The organism is Lactobacillus sp. M0390 (assembly GCF_016102085.1).
Taxonomy (GTDB): Bacteria; Bacillota; Bacilli; order Lactobacillales; family Lactobacillaceae; genus Lactobacillus; species Lactobacillus apis.
The window spans coordinates 41,238-68,166 of sequence record NZ_JACFPH010000003.1 but is presented as its reverse complement, the minus strand read 5'-3'; the positions used below and the strand labels follow the sequence as shown (position 1 = coordinate 68,166).

The following is a 26,929-nucleotide window of genomic DNA, read 5'->3' as shown; positions in this document are numbered from 1 at the left end:
GACAAAGATGATTACAATTAACGGACTTAATGGTGTACCAAAAATTACTACAGTATGTGATTTACCAAAGATATTGGCAAAAACTATAAAAAAAGAGAAATTTAATGTATCCAATGGCGATATTATTTGTGTGGCTTCTAAAATATGCTCATTGGCAGAAGGTAATATTGTCGACTTAAACCAAGTATTACCTTCTGCTTTAGCACAGAAAATTCATAAACAAATTCCAAGAAAGGATTCTCGTCTAATTCAAGTGATAATTGATCAAACTGGGGATCCAACTGGCAAAAGGCTAGAAATGGATGGTGGCTATATTGGGGCATGGTTACCTAATGGACTTTGCTTGACCAGTGGCGGAGTGGATAGGGGTGAAAATAATACTGCAATTACCTTACCGAAAAATTGTGATGCGTCTGCGCAAAAAATTAGCCAAACTTTTTTACAAGAATTAGGTGTTAAAGTTGGTGTGATTATCACTGATAGTGATGGAAGGAAAGATAAAAAAGGTGCAAACCAAATAGCTGTTGGATTGTATGGTCTAAAAGGTTTAAGAATTAATGAGGCTGCCGGAACTGCTGAAACACTGTGTGACATGTTGGCGTCTGCTGCAGGCTTAGTAATGGGTCAACGCGGAGTTAATATTCCTTTAGCTTGCATACATGGACTGAAATATGAAGAGGATTTCCAAAGCAGTATTGAGGATACGGTTAATTAAAATAAAACGTTGATGGAAATTTTTAAAGAGGCTATGGTAGGTCTGATTAAATTTTTGCCTATTAAGTGCAAAAACGTGTATAATAAACAATAAAAATTAAGGAATTATAAAGATGATTAGCAGAAGATTAAATATGCACTTGAATTTAAATGTTAAAGATATTGATATAGAAGATGCACCATCTTTTGCTAGTCTTTGTGAGCCAATCAATCTTACTAGACTGTCTTACCGCATACGATAATTTTTTGTTTATCTGAATAAAAAACTAAGATCAATATGTTATTAACATATTGATCTTTTTTCTTTATAACGAAGTTCAGTGGTGAGCTTAAGCATGTCTTGCTAAAAATATTGAAACTTTAAATATACTTGCATATCAGTCTTTACGCTAAGCATGTAAGGAGATTAATTATGGAATATATAAAAATTGTAAATCTACAAGTAAACAATAATGGTCAAGAACTATTTACTGCTGCCAACTTAAGCATCACTCAACACCAAAAAATAGGCTTAATAGGACTTAACGGCTCTGGCAAGACTACTATGTTAAGAATAATTAATAAGCAACCAAGTACAATGGACATAAAAGAAAATATAGTAAGGCTTTGTGATACATATATGGTGCCACAGCTTTTAAATCATGACAGAAAAAGTGGGGGAGAAAAGGAAAAAGAAGCTATTGCTTCTGCAATCAAAAAGGTAAATAAAAGTAAACAAGCTGTGTTATTACTTGATGAGCCGACAGCTAATTTAGATATTGTTCAACAAAAATGGTTGGTTGAGACACTTAATAGTTTCAGTAAGCCGGTGCTAATCGTAAGTCATGACCAAGAATTTCTTAGAGAAGTTGTAAATACCGTTTGGTATATCGAAGATAATAGCGTCAATGAATTTAAGGGCACATATGCTGAGTATCAAAAAAAGGAAGAAGATGATATACGGCGTGAAGAAACACAATATCAATTAAAGAAAAAGAAAATTAACAACTTAAGAAAAGTACAAAGGCAATTGGAGAGTAAAGGGCATAGTGCCACTAAGAAGAAAAAGAATAGCTCTTGGTCTGATTGGAAAATAAAGGACTCGAATAAAATTGAAAAAAAGCTATTACACTCAAGCAAAATTATGTCTAAAAAGATAGACCGCGAAGTGAGTCAATTAAAAAAGCCAGTTACGCGGCATCCAATTACATTGAATAATTTCAAAGTCTCCGATTTAGAGTTGAAGGCAAAAGACAGTTTGGTAAGAATTGATGCACAAACTATTTATCGGGAAAATAGAGCGCTTTTCAAAATTGATGAAACATTAAAAATAAAGAATAAAGAGAAAATTATTTTGACTGGGGAAAATGGCTCTGGAAAAACATTCTTTTTAACTGAATTGATAAACAATTTATTAGCTGAGTGGATAAATCCTAAAGCAAAAATAGGCTTTTTTACACAAGATGTTATAAGTGAGGTTAACAACTCTAAAAAAGTCGGTGATGAAATCAAAAAAAGCACTGTTTTTGATGAAACGACTACTAGGCAGCTATTGGGCGACTTACACTTAGGTAATTGCTTGAATATATCAGTATCAAGCCTGAGTGGGGGACAATTAGTGTGCTATAAGTTAGCTCAAATTTTGTTAGGTGAACATAATATGTTAATACTTGATGAACCAGATAACTTTTTAGATATTTCGTCTATAACAGCATTAACTTCATTTCTAAAAAATTATCCTTTTTCCGTAATAATCGTTACGCATGATAAAAGTATCATAAACGAGTTGAATTTTCCAAAATGGCAAATTGCTAAAGGCAAGTTACTGTTGCCAAATGCAGCAAGCAAGGATACAAACGCTGAATTAAGCTTGTTAAGATACAAGCGAGATGAAATGATGGCTGACACTTCGATTCCTATTTCCCAGATTCAAGAAATGTCTAAGCAGATAGCAGAATTAGAGAAAGAACAAAAATAGTTCCTTGCTATTCAAAAATTGAGGCTTACTTTAAAATTCATTTTTTTCCATTCTGTCGTGTAGATACATAGTTTCTGAAATGATAAAAGAAACAAGTGTGATAAGAAAAACCATAGCTGCCTTTTTTAAAAACTGATATTAACTATCAAAACGTATATCAGGGAAACTACATAAATTTTATGATAATGTCATTGTTGTATCATATTAAGGTATGCCTTTTGGGCTTTTGATAAGAGGGCATAATTCTATATTTCCCAACAAATCAACACAAATTGTTGGTTGTTTGCTTTTTTTATACAGATATAATTGGAAACAATTAAAAAAGGAGTATAAAAAAATGACAACAAAAAAAGCTAATCTTGTTTTTACCACTTTATTAACTGGAGCAATTGTTACGGCTTTATTGCAAACATCTTTAACAACTGCTCTACCTAAAATTATGCAGGAATTATCATTAACTGCTCTAAAAGCACAGTGGCTTACTAGCGCTTTTAGTTTAGCAATGGCAATAATGGTTCCGATTTCTGCTTATTTGATTAAACGATATACTACAAGACAAATATTTATTTCTTCAATGATTTTATTTTCATTTGGTTCATTACTTAGTTGGTATGGAAGTAATTTTACTGTTTTATTATTAGGTCGTATTTTTCAAGCATTAGGTAGTGGTATTGTATTACCCTTGACACAAGTGGTGATTATGACGCTCTATCCTACAGAAAAACAAGGTACGGCTATGGGGATTTTAGGGCTAGCTTCAGGGGCTGCTCCCGTAATTGCCCCAACACTGACTGGGATAGTAATTGATTCTTGGGGATGGCGCAGTATATTTTTAATTACAGGAATAATTTCATTAGTAATTGTTATTTTTGCTACTTTTAGCGTTAAAAATGTTTCACCAGTGAATAAGATTCAACTTGATTATGTTTCATTATTATTGTGTAGCGGTGGTTTAACAGGGATTTTAGTAGGACTAAGTAGCATCAGTACAAATTTATATGAGAGCATAATTTTACTGGTTATTGGTATTATACTAATCTTTATTTTTAGTAGAAGACAAATAAGTAGTGATCTACCTTTCTTAAACTTAAAAATTTTAAAAAATAGTAAGTTTAGAATGGCGGTAATTATTAGTATGCTTTTATATGCTGTAATGATGGGCAGTTCAACTATTTATCCAATATTAGTTCAGACAGTGATGAAGAAATCAGCAGTTGTTTCTGCCCTAATAATGCTGCCAGGATCGTTGGCAATGGCACTAATTAATCCACTTACAGGGATGTTCTACGATCGGTTTGGAATCAATAAGTTGGCAATTAGTGGCAGTTTGCTAATTATGATTAGTTGCTTTGGAATAACCTTTATTAATTCAACGAGGGATGTTTTCTTATTAGGTATACTATATTTACTTCGCCTTTTGGGTGTTGGATGTCTTATGATGCCGATAGTTACATGGGGAATGCAAAGTTTGCCTGAAGAAGAGATGGCAAATGGAACAGCAATTATAACTGCTCTGAGGACTCTAAGTGGTGCATTAGGTACTGCAGTTTTTATGGAAGTGATGACTAGTGCAAGTCATTTTTATAATGCAAATTCAACTGCAAACTATTATGGTGTTAAATTTACTTTCAAAATAATGACACTTTTGGCTTTAATTCAATTGATTATAAGTATAATTGGACTAAGAAAGAAGCAATAGTACAATTTTAAGGTTATATTAAACGTAATGGACAAAAAACGAAAGCGAACAGAATCACGTAAGAAAATTCAAACTGCAGTAGTTGAACTTTTGAAAGATCATGAATTACATGATTTAAAAGTTACTACGATATGTAAAAAAGCACAAATTAATCGATCTTCGTTTTATGATAACTACACGGATATTTATGATTTAATTGATAAACTTCGAGAATATCTAGTTAGCGAGTATGTTCGTATACAAGAAGATATGGAAGAGCCATCTTTTTCAAATTTATTACAGCATGTTAAAGAACATCAAGAGCTATATCGTTTATTTTTTAAATTAAATTTACAAAACGGAATTGCTGACAGATTTGTAAATAGTAAAAAGGAGCAAGGTACTAATTACTATGACAAAATTTTTTTCCGCAACGGTATAGTCGCTGTCATAGATGAATGGTTAAAAAATGATTGTTTAGAGCCAGTTGATGATCTTGTTAAAGTAATTCAAACACATCTTCATAGTTCATAATAAAAAGCTAACCTACTTATGTAGATTAGCTTTTTTATTTTTATACTAGTAACATAGCATCGTCTTCAACTTCAGCACCAACTTGTTTTTGGAATAATTCCATTAACTTAGGCACTGTTAAGCTTTGCTTTTCTTCACCTGCTAAGTTAACTGCAACTTTTCCTTGATGCAACATAATTAGTCGATTACCGTAGCGAATAGCGTCTTCCATGTTGTGTGTAACCATGAAAGCAGTTAGCTTTTGGTCATTGATTAGCTTTTCGGTTAATTCCATTACTGTGATTGAAGTTTTGGGATCAAGAGCAGCAGTGTGCTCATCAAGTAAAATTAAATCTGGCCGTTGCAATGTGGCCATTAATAATGTAATTGCTTGACGTTGACCACCTGATAATAAACCAATTTCTGTATCCAAACGGTTTTCAAGGTTAAGTCCTAACTGAGCGAGTTGTTTTTTGAAGAACTTGCGATCTTGCTTTTTAACTCCCGGACGAAAGCCACGTCTTTGTCCACGTTTCATTGCCAAGGCTAAGTTTTCTTCTACAGTCAATCTTACTGCTGTTCCCATTTTAGGGTCTTGAAAAACTCGGCTTATATTTTTAGCACGCTTGGTAACAGGCAATTTGGTAATATCAGTTCCGTTTAAAATGATTTGTCCTTCTTGCACCGGAATGGTTCCAGCAATACTGTTTAGTAAAGTGGATTTACCAGCACCATTACTACCGATAATGGTAACAAAATCACCAGCCTCTAAATCTAAATTAACGCCGCGCAGCACTCTGTTTTCATTAACGGTTCCACTTTCAAAAGTTTGGTGTAAATTTTTAATCTTTAGTACTTCTGGCATGATTTTTTCCTCCCTTTAGATTACGCGGTAAATGGAAATTAGGTAATACAAGACAAACAACTAGAACTAAGGCAGAAGCCAATTTGGCATCTGCAGGTTCAACGTTCATCTGGAAAACTAGCGCTAAAATCAAGCGGTAAATAATTGCACCCAAGACTAAAGTTAGTAAACGTCCCCAGATTGGCAAGTTGCGTACAAGAACTTCTGCGATAATGATTGAAGCTAAACCGATAACTAGGGTACCTACACCAGAGTTTAAGTCTGCAAAACCATTATTTTGGGCAAGTAACGCACCGGAAAGAGCAATACAACCGTTAGAAATCATGTAACCTAAAATCTTCATTTGTTCAGTTTTGATACCATTTGCGGCACTCATTTGTGGATTATCACCAGTTGCACGCATTGCTAAACCAATTTCAGTTCTGAAGAAAATTACAAGTAAAGCTATTACTAGTAGGGCAATGATTAATCCCATAACTATAACTGCATTATTTCTGGATAAGCCCCATTTTTGCGCGATTGAGAAAATTGTTTCTTTACCTAAGAGAGAAACATTAGCGGCATTTTGCATGACTCTTGAAGTAATCGAGTACAAACCAGTCATTGTGATGATTCCGGCTAATAACGACGGAATTCGTAATTTAGTATTTAAAACTCCTGTCACTAGTCCTGCAATTAAGCCACCGCCAAAAGCTGCTAGTGTAGCTATAAAAGGGTTAACACCTTTAACTAGACACATTGTGGCGATTGCTCCGCCCAAGGGAAAACTGCCTTCTGCGGTCATATCGGCCAAGTCAAGAATCCGAAAAGTTAAGTATACGCCAATGGCCATTAGTGACCAAAGCAATCCTTGTGAGGATGCTGAGAGAAGTAATTCCCAAAAAGTATTTAACATTGTTCTACATTCACGCTACCTTTCTGCTATTTATTTAGGGGCTTTAATGGAATTAGGATCAATTCCAAGTGCCTTAGCCATCTTTTTGTTAACAACTAATTGTAATTTTTCTGCTTTTTCAACTGGCATATCAGCAGGTTTAGCTTTACCATCTAAAATTTTAGCGGCCATTTTTCCTGTTTGTTCGCCAAGTGATTCATAGTCGATACCGATTGAAGCTAAACCACCAGTTTTAACTTGGTCAGTTGAGCCGGCAACCAACGGAATTTTCTTTTCTTTAACAACTTTACCAATGATTGAAGCAGCTGAAGCAAAGGTATTGTCAGTTGGAACATAGATGCCTTGAACTTTTCCTGCCAAAGTTTCAGTTACTTGTTGAACGTCATTAGTTGTATTAGCTGTTTTAACTACTACTTTTACACCAGCTTTTTTAAGAGCCTTGATTGCTAAATCTGCCTGAATCTTTGAATTTGATTCACCAGCATTGTACATAACACCAATTGTTTTAGCTTTTGGAACAATTGATAAAAGCAATTTAATTTGCTTGTCAATTGAAACCATGTCGGTTGTACCAGTAATATTTCTGCCTGGTTTTGCGGTTGAATCAACTAACTTAGCAGCTTTTAAATCCGTTACGGCAGTGACAACTACTGGGATATCTTGAGTTGAGTTAGCCACACTTTGTGCTGCTGGAGTTGCTATTCCAAGAATTAAGTCTGACTTCTCGTTCACAAGTTTTTCACTCATACTCTTTAGGTTGTCTTGACTATTTTGAGCGTTTTGGTAGTCAATCTTAAGGTTTTTACCTTCAACGTAACCACCTTTTTTTAGACCCTTTTTAAATCCAGCATATGCTTTGTCAAGGGATGGGTGCTGTACAACTTGCAAAACCCCCACATGCTTAACTTCTGAACTGTTATCAGCTTTTTTATTATTGCTGCATCCACCCAATAAGAGTAATCCGGCTAAACTTAGCCCCGCCATTAATTTTTTGATCTGCATTTTGCAATCCTCCATAAAAAAATACCCACTTACTTCTAAGTGGGTATCACAAAAATTATTTTGTAATTTTAATAGTTGCGCCTAGCCACTTAAAAGTTATGTGGCTAACCGTAAACAAATCGCTCTAGCCATCATAGATAAACTCAAACTTGCGTTTTGTTTGAACTCACCTTGATGAATTCAAACACTATCTAAAGTAGCTAAAGTAATAACGGTTATTCAGTTGTGAATTTTGACAAATATTCATTATCAAATACCTCCAACCTTGATGAAAAAATTATAGGAAAAAAAGAAGAAAAAGTCAAGTTTTGTAATAGTTGTATCTGGAAAAAGGGAAGGAGGATGTTTTAGCAGAATAAAAAAGGTCGCTGATATCAGCGACCAGAATCATACTTCTTACAGTTATTTAGGTGCTTTGATTGACTTGGGATTAATTCCAAGTGCCTTAGCCATTTTCTTGTTGACAACTAATTTCATGTCATGAGCTTTCTCAACCGGCATTTCAGCTGGTTTAGCTTTACCAGCTAAAATCTTAGCTGCCATTTTCCCAGTTTGTTCACCAAGTAATTCGTAATCAATTCCGACTGAAGCAAGTCCACCAGTTTTTACCTGATCAACTGAACTTGCCACTAGTGGGACTTTCTTTTCTTTAACAACTTTACCAACAACGTCTGCAGCGGAATCAAAAGTATTGTCAGTAGGAACGAAAATACCATCAACCTTTGAAGCTAAAGTTTCAGTTACTTGTTGAACATCGTTAGTTGAGTTAGCGGTCTTAATTAAAACTTTGACTCCTGCTTTTTTAAGAACAGCTGTAGCTAAATCTGCTTGAATTTTTGAATTTGACTCACCGGCATTGTACATAATACCGCTTGTTTTAGCCTTGGGAACAATTGATAGAAGTAGCTTAATCTGTCTCTCGATTGAAACCATATCAGTGGTCCCAGTAACATTTTTACCGGGTTTAGCATCGGACTTAACTAGCTTAGCTGCCTTTAAGTCGGTGACTGCGGTAACCACAATTGGGATATCTTGACTAGCATTTGCCAAACTTTGAGCAGCAGGAGTTGCAATACCAAGCATTAAATCGGATTTCTCATTAACCAATTTTTCACTCATACTCTTCAGATTATCTTGATTATTCTGTGCATTCTGGTAATCAATCTTAAGGTTTTTACCTTCGACATAGCCTTCTTCCTTTAACCCTTTTTTAAAGCCCTTGTATGCTTTGTCTAAAGAAGGGTGTTGAACGACTTGTAAAACACCAACGTGTTTTACGTCTGAATCATTATCAGCTTTTTTATCATTGCTGCAGCCTCCTAATAATAGTAATCCAGCTAAACTTAATCCTGCCATTAATTTTTTGATTTGCATTTTGCAATCCTCCATAAAAAATACCCACTTATTTCTAAGTGGGTATCATTAACTAATCTGTAAATTAATTATTAGTACTATTTTGCTCTAATAATTAGCCACTTAGAAACCTATGTGACTAATTACACTCAAAAAGCTATAGCCATCATAGATAAATTTAAACTTTTTAGTCTAAATTCATCTAGATGAACTTAGACCTTATCTATAGTAGCTATAGTAATAACGGTTATTCTGCTGTAATTGTTGATTAGAAATCATCAAATTACCTCCAAACCTTTAATACTTTTAGCATAAATTATTAATAAAAAAGTGTCAACTGGATCTAAATATATGCGGCAGTGCAAAAGGCTTATTAATTAGTGTTTTCGCCTAGGAAAAACATTTTTCAAAATTTCTTTAGTTTTTTGCAATGGAAAGCGCTATTATTTATAACTATAACAGGTAGTTAAGTTGAGGGAGTTTGAAATAATGGGTACTGCTAAGAACCGAGTCCTAAGACAAATTGATAATTTGCCCACTAATGCAGCAATTGGCACTAGTGAGTTAGCTGATGAGTTGGATTTATCAAGATCAGTTGTAAGCCATTATCTTAATCAATTGGTTAAGGATGGTAAAGTAAAAAAGATTGATGAGCGTCCTGTAAAGTGGACTAAAGTTTCAGGAAAAGTTACAAGAAATCCACCTGAGTTTGACGACGTTATTGGAAATCATGGCTCACTAGAAAAAGTGCTTGAGCAGGTAAGTGCAGCAGTAACTTATCCACCAAACGGGTTGGATGTGCTAATTACTGGCAATTCGGGAACAGGAAAAAGCTATCTGGCGAGCAAAATTTTTACATACGCTAAAAAAGAAGGTGCTATCACAGAAAAAGCACCCTATGTTGTTCTAAACTGTGCTAATTATGCTAATAATCCAGAGTTGATATCCAGTATGTTATTTGGCTATGTTAAAGGTGCATATACAGGAGCTGATAACGAAAAAGAAGGTTTATTAAAGCAAGCAGACGGTGGGTATCTTTTTTTAGATGAAGTTCATCGCTTGAGCAATGAAAATCAAGAGAAATTATTCAGTTTTATAGACACAGGACAATTTTATAAAGTTGGTGATAATGTTCATCCCGTAAGTGCAAGTGTCCGTCTAGTGATGGCAACTACAGAGAAGCCAGAGCAAGTTTTGCTCCCAACTTTTTTACGTAGAATACCAGTAAGAGTGGATTTGCCTGATTTTATCGATCGGCCAGTTGATGAGCGCTTGGAATTAATTAGTTCGCTTTTCTATGTAGAAGCTCAAAAAATCGATAAACAAATAATAGTTGATAAGCGAGTCGTTTCATCGCTTGTTCAGCTCAACCACTCAGGTAATATTGGCCATTTAAAAAACATTATCAAGGTTTCATGTGCTGCTGCTTATCATGATGAGCAAGATGCTGATGTCATTACTTTGGCATTAAAGAATTTACGGACCAATTCTTTACCACTTTTTAAAGATTATGGTCAGATCAAGGTAGGTAAAGGCAACAAAGGATTTTATACAAAAAACTTCAGTCTAGCCAACGAATTGGCAAGTATTAACGATTCGTTAAATGAGCTAGCTTCTAACTATTCTACGAAAAATTTAAATAATTGCCTGTTAGAAATTCAAGCAATTAATAAGTTTCTTACTGACGATGAATTGGTATCAGGGTTACATGTACAGCATCGTTATTTGTTTAAAAAAATCATTGAAAAACAATATGGTTTGAATAAAACTCATTATCTTGAACCAATTATCTACGTTCTTTATGAGCATCACTTTAAGCCCGATTGTAACTTAGAGGATCTTAAAGAAGCTATTAGAGAGCATTTACCGCGATCATTGCATGTGTCATATAAGTTTTATGAACAGTTATCCGTTTTAGATAAAGAAAGTCAAAATGGATTGATTTTGATTTTGGCAATCTTATTGAGTGATCATGTGGATGAAAACATCCAATTGCGTGGTCTGATGGTTGCGCACGGGGAGAGTACTGCTACGAGCATTCAAAGCGTTATTAATTCACTTTGTGGTAATTATGTGTTTGATGCAATTGATATGCCAATTGATGCTGATATCAAATTAATCATTAATGAAGCTAACAAGTTAATTGCCAGTTTTAACACAACAAATGGGTTTATTTTAATGGTCGATATGGGCTCTTTAAGTCAACTTTATGCAAAAATTAGCTCTCAATTAGATGGCGATCTACTGGTCGTTAACAACCTAACGACATTAACGGCACTTGATTTAGCATTGAAAATGAAGCAAAACTTGCCATTCAAACAAATTGCTGAAAAAGCAGATAAAGACTATGGCATTAGTGTGAAGTATTATGAAGGCTTTTCACAATCACTAAATATTTTAGTTTCATGTATTTCTGGCTTGGGAATTGCCGAAAAGATTAGCGAAATTATGAGACAGTATTTGCCTAATAATATTAAGGTCATCCCACTTGGCTATAACGCATTAAAGGAAAAAATTGAAGAAAAGAAATGGTCATACTTTAAGCAGACACTATTCGTATTAACAACAATTGACATTACAGATGAAGTTGAATTTAACTTCATGAATCTATACGATATCTTGGATTCAAGCGGGGAAAACAAGCTCAAGAAGTGGCTCTCTCCATATTTAAGTCCTGAGCAGTTGGACAGTTTTAATAATGAATTGTTACGTTTCTTTTCAAAAGAGGGAATTTCAGAACGACTGAGTTTTTTAAATCCTGACGTTGTCTTAAGTGAGGTTGAAACAATTAATAAAAAATACGAAGACTTTTATAATTTAAAACTGGACGGCAAGGTCAAGCTGAATCTTTATATGCACATTGCTTTAATGATTGAACGATTGATGATGCACAATGAAGGTAAAGTTGAGGTTGAACCATCTTCGAAAAAAGAAAGTGCATTTTTTAAAATTACTAAGAGTATCTTTCAACCAATTGAATTGAAATATAATATTAAAGTTTCAACATACGAAATGTCATTGCTATATGAGCTGTTTAGACAGTTTATCTAAGAGTGTTTAAAAGCGTAAAAAGAAGTGTTTAATTTTTAAACACTTCTTTTTTTGTGTTGCTATTTCAAGCTTTGTTTAACCTGGCATAGATCTTGCTAAAAGAAAAGTAAACAGGAAATAAAGGAGGGAAAAGATGACTGATATATTGATTGCAAGTCACGGGCATTTAGCCAGTGGCCTGAAAAGCTCAGTTGATATCTTAACTGGCATGGGAGACAAAATCCAAGTGATAGACGCTTATGTAGACAAAACTGATTATACAAGTAAAATCACCGACTTTATTAAAGGCGCCCAACGCCCAGCCGTGATTTTCACAGATTTAAAGGGTGGTAGCGTTAATCAAAAAGTGGTTTTAGAAGCAGCTAAGGAAAAAGATATTTTTATAGTTACTCAAACTAATCTAGCAATTGTAATGGCAGTTTTTCTTGATAGTGAAGAGCTGACAGAAGAACATTTAGAAGAATTGATTGGCCAAAGTCAGGTTGAACTTTTTAAGTTGGAAAAAGAACAAAAGAATGTAGAAGATCAGAAATCTGATTTTTTTGAATAAGGAGTTAAGAAATGATTGCAGCTTTACGTGTAGATGAAAGACTAATTCATGGACAAGTCTCAATGTCCTGGAGCAAGGCGCTGAGACTGAATGGAATTGTTGTTGCTAACGACAAGGCAGCAGCTGATGATATGCAAAAAATGATGTTAAAAATGGCGGCACCGTCTGATATTAAAACAATTGTTTTATCAGTTGATAATGCAGCTGAGTTATTGAATGATGCTCGCTCTAAAGACATGCGCCTTCTAGTGATTACAACTACGGTTAAAGACGCACTGACAGTAGCAGATCATATTAATGAAAAGCCAGATCAGGTCATTATTGGTAATGCTGGAAAAATGAATGCTGAAGGAGATGAAATAACTTTAACCAAAGAAGTTAGGCTGTCGCCAGCAGAAATCGAAAATCTAAGGAAGTTAGTAGATGAATTCCCAGATACATATTTCCAAGGTACTCCTAATATGGAAAAACATACGGGAAAAGAAATTTTGAAGAAAATCAAGGAATAGGGGATAGAAAATGTTTTATGACGCATTAATGACCGCGATTGCTGTATTTATTGGTACAGCTGGTCACGAGTTTTTCGGTAACGCGATGTTGAGTCGACCAATTGTTGTAGCTCCACTTTTGGGCTTTTTATTGGGTGACGTTCATACAGGTCTTATGGTCGGAGCATCAGTTGAAACTATTTTTATGGGAGTAGTTAATATTGGTATTTCCAGTACAGCAGAGCCTGCTTTGGCAGCAGCCTTAGCAACTGTTTTCACCATCCAGTCAGGTAACATGGGAGCAAATATTACGTTGGCATTCCCGCTCGCCGTTTTGGGTTTACAATTTTTGAACATGATTCTTTCATTTGTGATTGGGCCTTTTGCACCGCTGTTTGATAAGTTTGCTAAAAAAGGTGAAGACAAGAAAATGGTTGGACTTCACTTTGGACTATGGGTTCTTCACTATGGCCTATATGCAATGATTCCATTTTTTGCCGTTTTATTCGGTTCAAAGGCTGTACAGATTGCTCTCCAAGCAATTCCAAAGACAATCATGAATGGTCTAACTGTTGCAGGTAATTTGTTACCAGCCGTTGGAATGGCCATGTTACTGCTGCTTCTATGGGACAATAAATTGGCACAATATTACTTCTTGGGCGTAGTTTTAATGGCTTACCTAAAATTACCATTGATGGCTATTGCCGTACTCGCAGCTATTGTCGCTGTTGTTGTCGCTGAACGTGATATGAGTGAAATGAAAATTATGAAGAATAAGCCAGCTGCTGCAGCTGAAGCTAAGCAAACGGATGAAAAAGCGACCATTAGTCAAGAAGAGGAGGATTTCTTCGCATGAAACTAACACAAAATTTATCCAAAGATGAAAAGAAAATGATCCGCAGCATGTTCTGGCGGTCATCAACAATGTATATTTCCGTTAACCCAGTGCTAATGGGTGGTGGTGGCTTCTGTTTTTCACTAATGCCATTCATCAATAAATTCTACAAAAACAATGAGGAAGGTAGACGAAAAGCTCTAGAACGAGAAACTTCTTACTTCAGTACAACGGTTCCGATGTCGACTTTTGTTATGGGAATTGCTGCTTCAATGGAAAAAGAAAATAGTCAAGAACCGGATTTTAATGCGGACTCAATTAATGCAGTTAAAACTAGTTTAATGGGACCTTTGGCTGGTATTGGTGATTCTTTATTCTGGGGAGTCTGGCGTGCAGTGTGTGCAGCATTAGCAATTAACTTCGCACGTAATGACAATTTTTTGGCTCCAATTATCTTCTTGGTAATGTTTAACATCCCTAACTATGTTATTCGTTATTATGGTGGTTTTTTGGGATATTCACTTGGATCAAGTTATGTTAAGAAACTTTACGAAAATGGGCTAATGAATGTTCTGACCAAAGCAGCAAGTATCTTAGGGCTTGTGATGGTTGGTGCTATGACTGTGCAAATGGTCATTTTTAAGACAACGATTAAATGGACAATGGGCGGAAAAACAATTATGAATGTCCAATCCGTTCTTGATCAAATTTTTGAAGGTCTTTTACCGGTAGCAATTACTTTAGTTTGCTACAAACTGTTAAAGGACAAGAAGATTGGCGTAATTACATTGATATTTGCAATTGTTATTCTGTCTGTATTGGCTTCACTGATTGGTATTGTTTAAGATGAAAGAAGAACTTGGATTTATTTTTGAAACTGGCTGGCAAACTAAAAAGAATCAGTTTTATAATGTCACTACTAATAACGACAGCCAAATAACTACTAACCAAAAGAGTTATTATGGTCATTTATTTCCTGCTACAGACTTTTCGGTTGAAGTCAGTAATCAAAAAATGCAAGCTAGTATAAGCGAAAAGGGACTTATAAAAGCAATTAGCTTTTTTAGAGATGCATATTTTACGGAAGATAAGCCTGGTACTTGGGTCTCAAATGGATTTGTTCAAGAGGCAAATATCAGCACAGAAATCGAAGTAAATGGGCATGCAACTCCGCTAGATAAAGAAGACCATCAAATTGAATACGATTTGTTGTTTAAGCTGATACCTCGTTTTATTCATCGCTACTCTGATTTCACAGTTTTGCAATTGTTTTTACCAATTTATCTGGAATCAGGAGAATCGGTCAGTGGGTTAATTGAACTCTGTGCCATAAGAAATGACCCTTCGAAGGATGTAAAGCTGATTTTTCCTAAATGCTATCATTTGAAGTATTCTGATCGTCATAATGTTGAATTTAACTATGCTAATAATCAGCGTGTAATGGATGATCAAGCAGGCTGGGCTACTTTAACTGATCCTAACGCAGCTTTTAATGTGACAGATGAAGAAATGAACAAAATAATATTTTCTTCTTATAATTATCTTATTGGAAAATACGGTCAGCTAGAAATACCGACTAATCCAGAATTAGCTACTTTGATTACACGTAAAGCAGCTAATGCGCTGAATAGTATTTCAGAAAGCACAAATGGGAAAGTGGTAGGTGCTAATTGGGGTTCAAGTCCAGTTGTTGATCGAACGTGGCTTCGTGACATGTTTTATGCTAGTTTGCCAGCAATATATTTTGACCATGAACTAGCTAAAAAGGTAATTCTTTGGTTTGTTCAATATGAAATAAAACCAAAGGGTGGAAAATTTAATGGTGGAATCCAACATTCAGTTGAAAATTCTTTGAATAGCGCGATTTTATTAACACTATATCTTACTGAAACTAACGACGTTGAATTTCTTAAGCAAAACCTTCAAATGTGGGAACATATTTTATATGTTGTAAATTACCTAATTGCACGTCGCGATTCCAAATTTGGCTTGATAAAATCACAATGGATATCAGACGGTATTGCGCTAGGGGAATTTCACACTGGTACACAAATCACCTTTTGGACAGCTGTAAATGGCATTGGCAAAATCTACCGTGAAGTTTTAAATCAACCAGATGAAGCAAAGCGTTATGAAGAAATTGCTGATGAACTAAAGAAACAAATTCTAGAATATTGTTTAATTGAAAACAATCAAGGACGAAAACGATTCATAGAAGGCGTTAATCCTGAAAATGGAGAATTAGCGACAGACTTAAAGCAATATCAAACTGATATTGTAGATCAAGGTCTAGACTTTTTAACTAGAGTTATTAAAGAAGACAAGATCACTTTAGAATTTCATGATGGCGAAGAATCTGATACAACACTTGCCCCGTTTTATGGCTTTAATGATGTATTGGAAGGCTATTATTTGGAAACACTCCAATTTGCTAGTAGCTCAGATAATCCTACATACAGCAAGCTAAGTAAGGGAATATCGTGGGGTGATCAGTCCGAAGCAACCTTTCCCGGCTACATCACTTTGTTAATGGGTACTGTCAATGACCATTCAAAATTTATGGAAAAGATTGACATATTAGAGAAGTTAACCGACTTAGATGGTAGCTGGTGGTGGTGGCCATATGAAGTAGGAAGCAGTGGAGATAATGTCATGCGATTTAACCACTGCGGTAAATGTGGCTGGAGTGATGGCTCATTCAGTGTTTTAATGATTAAAAACGTTTTAGGTATAGAATTTGATGCACAAAAAGACCTATTGAAGATTAGGCCGTTAACAGTTACACCTAGTTTTAACTGGAATGATTTTCCTCTGACTGATAACTTAAAAGTAAATCTTAGTTATCAAAGTGAGAGTGGACAACAAAAATTAATAGCTAACTTGCATGGCGCAGAGCAGAGAAAAGTTACACTAGAATTTAAGCCACAAGGTTGGTCAACTGGGATAAGTAAAGATTTAACTTCTGATACTAAGGTTCGATTTGAAAAGGAGAGAAATTAGGGATGTTCAATAATCTGACAGAGTTTTCTTCATTTAAGACTAGAGCAATAACTCCAGAAAACCCTACTGGACAAAAAGGCAAAGCAGCAATGACTGCGAGTGATCTAGGTCCTTCGCGAAAAGGGAAGGCAAGTATTACTTTACCTAAGAGTGAAGAAGTGACAATTGCTGACATTAAGGGGCCTGGCACCATTAAACATCTTTGGTTTACAATTCGTGATCATACTGAAAAAGGTAGCTTTGTGATGCGTAATACAATATTACGGATTTATTGGGACGGCAGTAATGTACCGGCAGTTAACTGCCCACTAGGTGATTTTTTCTGTAATGGTTTTGGGGAACGCTATGATGTTAATTCGATTCCAATTGTAGTTGCTCCAACTGGTGGAATGAATTCTTATTTTGAAATGCCTTTTAAAAAGGGTGCAAAAATCACTATAACTAACCTATTTCGAGAAGATATTCGTTCATTCTTTTACACAATAAATTATGAACTCCATGAAGAATCCGATGTAGAAAACAAATTGTATTTCCATGCTTATTGGAATAGGCAGCGCCAAACAGAGCTACAAGAAGATTATGTTCTCCTACCCAAATTAAATGATCATGGCTATTATGTAGGTACATTTATTGGCTTAACAGCATTAGAAAGATATTGGTGGGGTGAAGGTGAATTCAAATTTTATCTTGATGGTGACAATGAGTATCCAACAGTAACATCCACTGGAATGGAAGATTATTTTGGTGGTGCTTGGGCATTTCATAAGTATCATGAAGATGGAACTACATATCCTGCTACCTTCTGTACACCTTATCTCGGCTTCCCTTATCATAGTAATGTAGATCATTCACGTGAGCACTTTAGCACAGGCAAGCCAAATTCACCGCATGCGTTTGGCAATGACGGATTACCTCAGAATGCCCTATATCGATGGCACTTGGTTGATCCAATTGAATTTGAGAAAGACATTCAAGTATCTTTACAGCAAATAGGAAATGATGACGTTGGATTATTTGAACGTAGTGATGATCTTTCATCCGTTTCATACTGGTATGGTGGTAAGGCAGAAGGAATAGAAGCAAGTTTACCTACTTTAGAAAGCTTGCGTCCACGCTAAAATACCAATTATTATAACTCGACTATCTGTTATAATATTAATAATAAAGGAGAAAAGCCGATGACACGATTGCAAAAAATGGTCTTAAAACCGAAAGAGCAGTTAGTTACGCGGCTTTTTTTGTCGCCTAAACTTCAGCAAAACCTAACTGTTTTATCTTATAGCACCTATGATTTGGTTAGTGCAATGAAGGAGTTAAGCGAGAGTAATCCCTTCGTTTCATTGGCTGAACCTAAGAGTGAAACTCATAGCTTGGAATGGATTGGTGATACTGAAAGTGAAAGCTTGCCCGATCATCTTTTATTACAGGTAAGGATGAGTGACTGGAGTAATAAGGAAAAGAGCACTGTTAAGTTACTAATTTATAATTTGGATGATGATGGATATCTGCGTGCCAAACTAAATGAGCTTGCACAAGCATCAGAATTTTCACTTGCAGATTTGGAGCAAGCAAAAGTACTATTACAAAGTTTAGACCCATGTGGGGTTGGTGCAAGTAGTCTAAATGAATGTCTGTTAATTCAAGCTCGTCAAAAAGAGAACTTTGATGAAACTGCAATGCAAATTTTACTTTCTGACAGTTTGGAGTTACTTGCGGATCCACAAAAATGGGAGCAGTCAGATTTTTCGGCTAGTCAATTAACGCAGGCACTAGCTAACATTCAGACACTAGATCCGACACCAGCAAGTGAATATGTGACTGAGCAAAACGTTCAATATTTGCTACCTGATTTGATTTTTAAAGTTGAAGATGGACGTCTAACAATTGAAACCGCGAAGTCGCAAATTCCCGAATTACTATTTGATGAAAAAACTTACAAGGAATTAAAAACACAATCTGACCAAGGTAAATATTTTTCGCAACAACGTCAAGATTATTTAGAAATGAAAAATGCAATAGACCAGCGGCAACAAACTATCCTTCGCTTGGGAAAATATGCTGGTGAATATCAAGGAGCATTTTTAACTACAATGCAAACGCAGGAATTAAAACCTTTAGGCTTAAAAGATGCGGCTAATGCATTGAACTTAGCTCCAAGTACGATTAGTAGGGCAATAAAGGACAAGTACATCCAGTGTCAGAATAAAATTTTTAGTTTAAAAATTCTATTTCCACGCAAAGTTACGACCGATTTATCTCAGGCACGAATTGAGTATGATTTGCAAAAATTAATTGATCAAGAAAGTCCTCAGCAGCCATTAAGTGATCAGCAATTAGTCGAACATTTTGCGGATCACGGTGTTACTTTGAGCAGGAGGGTAATCGCGAAATATCGTAAAAAACTAAATATTCCCAATAGCTATCAGCGTAAAAGAGACTGACAAAAGCAAAAGTTTTTCTGACTTCTATTTATTAATTGTTTAGAATATGGAATATAGAGCTTTTAGATATTATGGAGGAGAGTAAGATGTCCATGAAAAAACTTTTGACAACCATTTCGGCAGGATTTGCATTAGGATTGGGTCTAATTGCATTGCCATATAGTGCAGTTACGGCATCAGCAGCCACTTCACCTAGATTACAATTACGACAGAATTCTTATGTTTATTCCATATCTGGCAAAAGAAAGGGCAAAATTGTTCTAAAAAGAGGGACGTATTTACGTGCTTTGAGCAAGAAGGCAATTAAGGGTAAAAAATACTATAGAATTGGTAAAGGCCGTTATATTAGAACAAATAACGCAGTAATTGTACCTGAAGAAGATAAAGATCCAGTTTTATTTTCAGTTTACTTGAAATATGACGCTGAGCTTTACACAAAGCCTAATGGTGACAATTCACTTTATACACTGATTGGAAAGCAAAACGTCTATGAAACATATACAGACAGTGATGGCCATATATGGTACCGACTTAAGTATCATAACTGGGTTAAGGCAAGTGACACACAAAAGTCAAAACCAAAAGAAGATAAAGATATTCCAACTTCTGATAATTGGGATGATCCAAATGATAATACAAGCTTTGAAGAAGAAGAAATGAAAAGTAACCTTCCAAGTGCAACAGCACTGGATAGAAACACAATCGAAGAAACTGCAAGATGTTTTGAAAAACTTGTTAATGAGTGGAGAGCAAGCCAAGGGATTGAGACTAAAATAGCGTATATTACCAGCAGATATGATTATGATGTTACAAGGGCTGTTCAAGATGCTCAGCACTATGACAAATATAAAGTATCCGACATGCACGCTGGTGCAAAATATGGAGAGCTAGAAACACTTGTCACGTATAATACTCCACAAAAAATGGCACAAGAAGCCTTTCAACAATTTGTTTATAAAGACGCTCAGGCAAATTTTGCCCATAGAGATGATTTAAAAAGCCGCTCTCTTAAAACTATTGGAATTGGTTTGGCAACAACCTACTATAATGGTTATGATCCAAACGGTGTTACTTTTATAGTAAGTACAAATCTTTAGAATATATTCTATATGAATAAAAAGCCTAGACAACAGTCTAGGCTTTTATATTTAGTTAGCTTTTCTTTAAAAATGCTAGAGTATTATTTCTAGATGGAAATTTAAGGCAAGTCATTGCCAGCAGCTAGGTAAATATCATACCATTCTTGAGCTGTTAGAGAGATGTCTGCACCTTTAGCACTGTCAACAATGTGTTCTGGTGTCATGGTTCCAATGATTACCTGACCAATTGCTGGGTGACGTAGTATCCAAGCAGATGCAATTGCGTTTTTGGAAACGCCCTTTTTATCTGCTAACTTTTGTAATGCGTCGTTAACTTCTGGGAACTTAGGGTTGCCGATAAAGTTACCTTCAATTTGACCATATTGGAATGGCGACCAAGCTTGAACTGTCATATTGTGTAAGCGTGAATAGTCTAAGACACCGCGGTCGTGGTCAATACTGCGAGCATCAGTCATATTAGTGTGGATATTAAAGTCAATTGGGCCAGTGTGCATGACACTCAGTTGCAATTGATTAATCAGCAATTTTTGACTCAATCCAGCCTGTAATAGTTCGACTTGCATTGGGTTAAAGTTGGACACGCCAAAATGACGCACCTTACCATCTTTTTGCAGTTCATCAAACGCAGCCGCAATTTCGGCAGGATCCATCAAAGCATCTGGACGATGCAAAAGTAGGCTGTCTAAATAGTCAATTTTCATGCGAGAAAGAATGCCATCAACACTTTTAATGATATGTTCTTTTGAAAAATCATAGCGAGTTGTCTTGTAGTTTTGCGATTCATCCTCAAAAATTCCAGTTTTTGATTGAATGTAAAAATCATCACGACTAAGTGAGGACTTTTCCAAAGCTTCGCCAAAAATTTCTTCTGATTTGCCATGACCATATATGTCTGAAGAATCAATAAAGTTAATTCCTGTGTCATGAGCAGTTTCTAATGCTTTAACAGCTTCATCAACTGACAGCTTGTTCATCCGCATTATCCCAAATGCGATTGCAGAAGCACTAAAGTTAGTGTTACCAATTTTTATTTGTCTCATAATGTACCTCCTAATGCTTAGTATAGTTCATGAAAGATAAAAAGGGTTGAAATCATTTTTTAATTTTTGTTGAAACTTCGTTAGCGAATCTAATTATTTTTTAAATTTAAGTTCATCTTTAATAGAAAACAGCTATAATGAGAGATAACAAATTTTTTAGATAATACCTTAAATTACTTTCTAGGAGGACAAATATCATGAGTAATAAGATCGGTATCATAGGTGATGGTCATGTTGGTAGCACAGTAGCACATCAGTTACTTGTTTCAGGTTTGGTTGATGACTTGGTTTTAATTGATGTAAATGAGGCAAAAGTTACTGCGGATGAGCTTGATTTCCAAGATGCAATGGCTAACTTGAAGCATCACACCAACATTGTAATTAATGACTATTCTGCCTTAAAAGATGCCGATATTATTATTAGTGCTTTTGGTAACATTAGTTTAGAAGCTGGTGGCGAGCGTTTTGCGGAATTAAACTATAATAGAGAACGAATTGGGGACATTGCTGCTTCAATTAAAAAGAGTGGTTTTGATGGCATTTTGGTCGCAATTACCAATCCTGTTGATGCAATTACTAATATGTATCAAGAATTGACTGGTTTGCCTAAAAAGCATGTCATTGGAACGGGTACACTTCTTGATACCTCAAGAATGAAAAGAGCTGTTGGCTCGAGGTTGAACGTTGATCCTCGTTCAGTTGAAGGCTTTAACTTAGGTGAGCACGGCAACTCGCAATTTACTGCTTGGTCAACTGTTAAAGTTTTGGAGCAACCAATTACGGAGTTGGTTAAAGACAAGCCGTGGAAGCTTGAAGACCTAAATGATGAAATTAAGTTTGGCGGTCAAACTGTTTATAAGGGTAAGCAATACACCAACTATGGGATTGCAGCAGCAGTTACTAGATTAGTTGAAACAATTGAAAGTGACGCACGCACAGAGCTTCCAGTTTCAAATTACCAGGAGAAATACGGTACTTACTTATCATACCCAGCAATAGTTGGACGTGACGGCATAGTTCAACAAGTCCAATTGGCTTTAACTGATGAAGAAGAAAAACTGCTGGCAAAATCGGCAGAAACAATTAAAGAAAAATCGAAATAAGTATTTTTTGCTAAATGATGGCTAGTTAAGCCATCATTTTTCGTATTTAAAAAATCAAGGACTAAGCCGCTTTTTTAATGTATTATTATAGTAATTACAGTTTGTTTAGGAGAAGAAAATGAGTCAAAAAAAGAGTGACTACATATTAGGTCTCGATATCGGGACAAACTCATGCGGGTGGGCTGTAGCTGATAAGAAGAATGCACTTTTAAAATTACGTGGTAAAACTGCAATCGGTTCACACTTATTTGAAGAGGGACATTCCGCTGCAGATCGTCGCGGCTTTAGAACTACACGCCGTCGTCTTAAGCGAAGAAAATGGCGTTTAGGATTGTTAGAAGAAATTTTTGCGGAGCCAATGGCTGAAGTTGATCCGGCATTTTTTGTTCGTCTTCACCAATCATGGGTTTCTCCCCTTGATAAAGATCGGCAAAAATACGCCGCAATTGTTTTTCCAACAGCCAAAGAAGATGCAAAGTTTTATCAGAAATATCCGACGATTTATCATTTGCGTCAAGCCTTAATGACAGAAAATCGTAAATTTGATTTACGGGAAGTTTTTTTGGCAATGCACCACATTGTTAAATACCGTGGCAATTTTTTACAGGATACGCCTGTAAAAAACTTTGAAGCTTCTAAAATAGATGTAGTATCAGTATTAAATTCAATTAATGAGGCTTTTAATAATAAAGCGGATGAAGCTTGCGAAAAGCTAGAATTAAACTTAAAAAATGCACATGCTGTTGAAGAGGTAATCAAGGGTAAGGACCCGGACAAAACGACTTATAAAAAGGATAAAGTCAAAAAGATTGCGTTATTGTTACCGGCCTCTACAGATAAAAATGCAAAAAATGTGTCTAAGCAGATTGCCAATGCCATTATGGGCTATAAAACGCAATTTGAAACTATCCTGACTAAAGAAATCGATAAAAGCGATAAAGTAAGATGGGAATTTAAACTTAGTGATGCGGATGCAGATGAAAAATTGGATGCATTATTGCCAGAATTAGATGAAGATGACCAAACTATTATTGTTGAAATTAAAAAGTTATTTAGTTCAATTACATTGGGTACTATTGTTGATGAAGGTAAGAGTTTATCTGCATCAATGGTAAACAAGTACAACCAGCATAGATGTGATTATAAATTACTAAAAATAGTGATTGATGGTCAAGCAGATCGACAAAAGGCTAAAACATTACGGCTTGCTTATGACTTGTATGTTAATAATCGTCATGGTCACTTATTAGAGGCCAAGGCTAAATTTGGTCAAGATGGTGCTTTAACTAAAGAAGATTTTTATAAAGTAGTTAAAGAAAATCTTGATGATTCCAAGGCAGCTAGTCAAATTTTACAAGGAATTGAAACTGATAGTTTTATGCCTAAGCAGCGCACTAACAGTAACGGTGTTATCCCATTTCAGCTGCATCAAATTGAGTTAGATAAAATTATTGCTAACCAAAGTCAGTACTATCCGTTTCTAGCTACTGAGAATCCAGTTGAAGAGCATCGAAAGCAGGCGCCATATAAATTAGATGAACTAGTTAGATTTAAAGTACCATATTATGTTGGCCCGATGGTTACTGTACAGGATCAAGAGAAAACTTCTGGTAAGAATTTTGCTTGGATGGTAAGAAAAGAACCTGGACAAATTACGCCATGGAATTTTGAGCAAAAAATAGATCGACAAGAATCAGCTAACCGTTTTATTAAGCGAATGACTATTAAAGACACATATCTTTTAGGTGAAGACGTTTTACCTGCAAATAGTTTACTTTATCAACGATTTGAAGTCTTAAATGAATTAAATAATCTTAGAATTAATGGAAAGAAAATAAGCGTAAGTCTTAAGCAGGATATTTTTAATAACTTATTTAAAAATAAGCGGACGGTTACTACTAGATTGCTAATTAGTTATATCAAACAACATGAAAATATGATGATTGTAAAAATTGATGGATTAGCAGATCCAACTAAATTCAACTCTAGTTTATCAAGTTACTATCATCTAAAAGGCTTAAAAGTATTTTCTAATCAATTAGAAGATCCTAAATATAGTTCGGACTTTGAGAAGATAATTGAATATTCCTCAATCTTTGAAGATAATAAGATTTTTCAAGAAAAACTACATGAAATTAGTTGGTTATCTCAAGATCAATTTAAGGCGTTATCAAATTGGCGTTTGCAAGGTTGGGGCAGACTTTCTAGTAAGCTATTAGTTGGTTTACGTGATCAAAATGGCCAAAATGTCATGGAGCAGCTTTGGGATAGTCAGAAGAACTTTGCAAAAATTATCACAGAGCCTGATTTTAAGAGTGCAATTGCCCAAGAGAATCAACAAATAACTAAGGAAAACGGAGTAGAAGAAATTTTAGCTGACGCTTACACTTCACCAGCTAATAAAAAGGCGATTAGGCAAGTTGTTAAAGTTGTGGAAGATGTAGTTAAAGCTGCTGGAGCCGCACCAGCTCAGTTTACAATTGAATATACACGTGAACCACAAAAAAATCCGAAGTTATCCCAAATTAGAGGCAGTCAGTTACTTAAGATCTATCAAGATGCTGACAGTGAACTTATTGACCAGAGCTTAACCGATGCCCTGAAGGATGCAATTAAAAACAAAAAACTAGTGAAAGATAAGTACTTCTTATATTTCATACAGGCAGGGCGTGATGCATATACGGGCGAGAAAATTGATGTTGATGAGTTATCGTCATCTTCGAAATATGATATTGACCACATTTTGCCACAAGCATTTATTAAGGATGATTCATTAGATAATCGTGTACTGACTGCTAAAGCAATAAACGCAGAAAAAGCTGATGATGTCCCGTATAAAAGATTTGGTAACGATGTTGTTGCCGATTTGAATATAAAAATCAATGAACTATGGCGTCAATGGCAAGCAATCGGCCTAATAAGCAAGTACAAACTTAATAATTTGATTCTGGACCCTGATAAACTAAGCAAATACCAAAAAGAAGGCTTCATTAACAGACAATTAGTGGAAACGAGTCAGATAATTAAATTAGTATCAGTTATTTTACAAAATAAATATCCTGATTCAGAAATTATTACAGTTAGGGCGAGAGATAACTCGGCACTACGCCAACGACTAAATCTGTATAAAAGTAGAGAAGTTAATGATTATCATCACGCAATTGATGCTTATCTATCAATTGTTTGCGGCAACTTTTTATATCAAGTTTATCCTAAGTACCGCCCATTTTTTGTCTACGGTAAATATAAAAAGTTTAGTGAAGATCCTCAATTACAAAGAGAGGCTATTAGCAATTTTAAGGGTTTTAACTTTTTATGGCCGTTGCTACAGAAAGACAATAGCGAACGTAAGGCTCCAGAAAAAATTCTAGAAAATAATAGTGATAGAGTAGTCTTTCTTAAACACCCAGATATTTTTGATAGACTTTGTAAAGCTTATAACTATAAATATATGTTGGTTTCCCGCGAAACGACTACCGAAAACAGTGGATTGTTTAATATGACTGTTTATCCACGTCAAGAACGTGATCGTAAAAAGACTAGAAAGTTGATTCCGAAAGGTAAAAACTTGGATCCGACAATTTATGGTGGTTATAGTGGTAATGCAAATGCATATATGGTTATTGTCAAAATTGAAAAGACTAAGGGAGATATTTATAGAGTTGTTGGAGTACCGATGCGATTTTTAGCTAGATTACAACAAGCTAAAAAGCAGGGAAAGTATAATCATGAACTACATAAAATTCTTGAGTCTTTAATTATGCTCGATAAAAGTGGAAAGCCTAAACGAGGTCTTAAAGGATTCAGAATAATAAAAGACCATCTTCATTTTAAGCAAGTTGTAGTGGACGGCGATAAAAAGTTCATGCTGTATTCTGCTAGCTACCAAGTTAATGCAAAACAGCTTACCTTGTCACAAGAGACTATGAAAATTGTCACTGATAATATGAATCAAAAAGAAGATAACGAAGACCAGCTCTTAGTGAATGCTTATGATGAAATCTTGTCTAAAGTTGACCTATATTTACCATTATTTGATACAAACAACTTTAGATTAGGGCTACATAATGGTAGAACAAAATTTATTAACTTAACAGTTAAAGATAAGAAGCACACCATAACTAATATCTTAAATGGATTACATGATAATCTGATGGCTTCTGATTTGAAGAACTTAGGAATTAAGACACCATTTGGAGTAATGCAAACAGCTGCTGGTGTGGTTCTTTCATCTAATGCAGTATTAATTTTTCAATCGCCAACCGGCTTGTTTGAAAAAAGAGTAAAAATTACGAATTTATAGAAAAATAGAGAGTTAGGTTTAACTAGCCCTCTATTTTGCGC

Annotated in this window: 20 protein-coding genes; 15 read left to right on the top strand and 5 right to left on the bottom strand. The window is 35.2% G+C overall.

Annotated elements, in window-relative coordinates; genetic code table 11:
• The first annotated feature begins 7 nt into the window (after nucleotides 1-7).
• The 4 genes from H3R25_RS06675 to H3R25_RS06660 all read left to right on the top strand — a co-directional run bounded on the left by H3R25_RS06675 (nucleotide 8) and on the right by H3R25_RS06660 (nucleotide 4,883).
• The gene (locus H3R25_RS06675; RefSeq protein WP_198194666.1) at nucleotides 8-715 is read left to right on the top strand and encodes a coenzyme F420-0:L-glutamate ligase; all 708 of its coding nucleotides are present in this window, start codon (nucleotides 8-10) and stop codon (nucleotides 713-715) included.
• Between the two features lie 411 nt (nucleotides 716-1,126).
• On the top strand, nucleotides 1,127-2,671 hold the full coding sequence (locus H3R25_RS06670; protein WP_198194665.1) for an ATP-binding cassette domain-containing protein: 1,545 nt from the start codon (nucleotides 1,127-1,129) through the stop codon (nucleotides 2,669-2,671).
• Between the two features lie 337 nt (nucleotides 2,672-3,008).
• Complete coding sequence (locus H3R25_RS06665; protein ID WP_198194664.1) at nucleotides 3,009-4,370, top strand: DHA2 family efflux MFS transporter permease subunit; 1,362 nt, start codon at nucleotides 3,009-3,011, stop codon at nucleotides 4,368-4,370.
• A gap of 27 nt (nucleotides 4,371-4,397) precedes the next feature.
• On the top strand, nucleotides 4,398-4,883 hold the full coding sequence (locus H3R25_RS06660) for a TetR/AcrR family transcriptional regulator (protein ID WP_074425993.1): 486 nt from the start codon (nucleotides 4,398-4,400) through the stop codon (nucleotides 4,881-4,883).
• Nucleotides 4,884-4,923: 40 nt separating this feature from the next.
• Here the strand turns inward: H3R25_RS06660 and H3R25_RS06655 are convergent, their stop codons facing one another.
• From H3R25_RS06655 to H3R25_RS06640, 4 genes are all read right to left on the bottom strand, one after another.
• A complete protein-coding gene (locus H3R25_RS06655) occupies nucleotides 4,924-5,727 on the bottom strand; it encodes an ABC transporter ATP-binding protein (protein WP_109715082.1) in 804 nt (267 codons plus the stop codon).
• A complete protein-coding gene (locus tag H3R25_RS06650) occupies nucleotides 5,705-6,622 on the bottom strand; it encodes an ABC transporter permease (RefSeq protein ID WP_109715083.1) in 918 nt (305 codons plus the stop codon). Before H3R25_RS06650 ends, H3R25_RS06655 begins: the two co-directional genes overlap by 23 nt.
• A gap of 30 nt (nucleotides 6,623-6,652) precedes the next feature.
• A complete protein-coding gene (locus H3R25_RS06645; protein WP_198194663.1) occupies nucleotides 6,653-7,624 on the bottom strand; it encodes an ABC transporter substrate-binding protein in 972 nt (323 codons plus the stop codon).
• Nucleotides 7,625-8,026: 402 nt separating this feature from the next.
• A complete protein-coding gene (locus H3R25_RS06640) occupies nucleotides 8,027-8,998 on the bottom strand; it encodes an ABC transporter substrate-binding protein (RefSeq protein ID WP_198194662.1) in 972 nt (323 codons plus the stop codon).
• A 468-nt stretch (nucleotides 8,999-9,466) separates the two neighbouring features.
• On the opposite strand from H3R25_RS06640, the gene H3R25_RS06635 reads away from it, so the two are divergent.
• From H3R25_RS06635 to H3R25_RS06595, 9 genes are all read left to right on the top strand, one after another.
• On the top strand, nucleotides 9,467-12,028 hold the full coding sequence (locus H3R25_RS06635) for a sigma 54-interacting transcriptional regulator (RefSeq protein WP_198194661.1): 2,562 nt from the start codon (nucleotides 9,467-9,469) through the stop codon (nucleotides 12,026-12,028).
• Nucleotides 12,029-12,161: 133 nt separating this feature from the next.
• Complete coding sequence (locus H3R25_RS06630; RefSeq protein WP_109715087.1) at nucleotides 12,162-12,578, top strand: PTS fructose transporter subunit IIA; 417 nt, start codon at nucleotides 12,162-12,164, stop codon at nucleotides 12,576-12,578.
• A gap of 11 nt (nucleotides 12,579-12,589) precedes the next feature.
• A complete protein-coding gene (locus tag H3R25_RS06625) occupies nucleotides 12,590-13,087 on the top strand; it encodes a PTS sugar transporter subunit IIB (protein WP_109715088.1) in 498 nt (165 codons plus the stop codon).
• Nucleotides 13,088-13,097: 10 nt separating this feature from the next.
• Nucleotides 13,098-13,922: a PTS sugar transporter subunit IIC gene (locus H3R25_RS06620; RefSeq protein ID WP_109715089.1), complete on the top strand. Its 825-nt coding sequence runs from the start codon at nucleotides 13,098-13,100 to the stop codon at nucleotides 13,920-13,922.
• Nucleotides 13,919-14,746, top strand: coding sequence for a PTS system mannose/fructose/sorbose family transporter subunit IID (locus H3R25_RS06615; protein WP_109715090.1), 828 nt, complete (start codon nucleotides 13,919-13,921; stop codon nucleotides 14,744-14,746). The genes H3R25_RS06620 and H3R25_RS06615 overlap by 4 nt, the downstream gene beginning before the upstream one ends.
• A gap of 1 nt (nucleotide 14,747) precedes the next feature.
• Nucleotides 14,748-16,901 carry a hypothetical protein gene (locus H3R25_RS06610; RefSeq protein WP_198194660.1) on the top strand — a complete coding sequence of 718 codons (2,154 nt, stop codon included), beginning with the start codon at nucleotides 14,748-14,750 and terminating at the stop codon, nucleotides 16,899-16,901.
• A gap of 2 nt (nucleotides 16,902-16,903) precedes the next feature.
• Nucleotides 16,904-18,019, top strand: a complete 1,116-nt coding sequence (locus H3R25_RS06605; RefSeq protein ID WP_109715092.1) for a glycoside hydrolase family 172 protein — start codon at nucleotides 16,904-16,906, stop codon at nucleotides 18,017-18,019.
• Between the two features lie 60 nt (nucleotides 18,020-18,079).
• On the top strand, nucleotides 18,080-19,342 hold the full coding sequence (gene rpoN, locus H3R25_RS06600) for an RNA polymerase factor sigma-54 (protein WP_198194659.1): 1,263 nt from the start codon (nucleotides 18,080-18,082) through the stop codon (nucleotides 19,340-19,342).
• A gap of 92 nt (nucleotides 19,343-19,434) precedes the next feature.
• Complete coding sequence (locus H3R25_RS06595) at nucleotides 19,435-20,439, top strand: SLAP domain-containing protein (protein WP_198194658.1); 1,005 nt, start codon at nucleotides 19,435-19,437, stop codon at nucleotides 20,437-20,439.
• A gap of 101 nt (nucleotides 20,440-20,540) precedes the next feature.
• Here the strand turns inward: H3R25_RS06595 and H3R25_RS06590 are convergent, their stop codons facing one another.
• Nucleotides 20,541-21,482: an aldo/keto reductase family oxidoreductase gene (locus tag H3R25_RS06590; RefSeq protein WP_198194657.1), complete on the bottom strand. Its 942-nt coding sequence runs from the start codon at nucleotides 21,480-21,482 to the stop codon at nucleotides 20,541-20,543.
• 197 nt (nucleotides 21,483-21,679) lie between these two features.
• Here H3R25_RS06590 and H3R25_RS06585 point away from each other — a divergent pair, with 197 nt between their 5' ends.
• A complete protein-coding gene (locus H3R25_RS06585) occupies nucleotides 21,680-22,585 on the top strand; it encodes an L-lactate dehydrogenase (RefSeq protein WP_122034240.1) in 906 nt (301 codons plus the stop codon).
• Between the two features lie 118 nt (nucleotides 22,586-22,703).
• Entirely contained in the window at nucleotides 22,704-26,888 is a 4,185-nt protein-coding gene (gene cas9, locus H3R25_RS06580; protein ID WP_198194656.1) for a type II CRISPR RNA-guided endonuclease Cas9, read from the top strand.
• The last annotated feature ends 41 nt before the right edge of the window (nucleotides 26,889-26,929 follow it).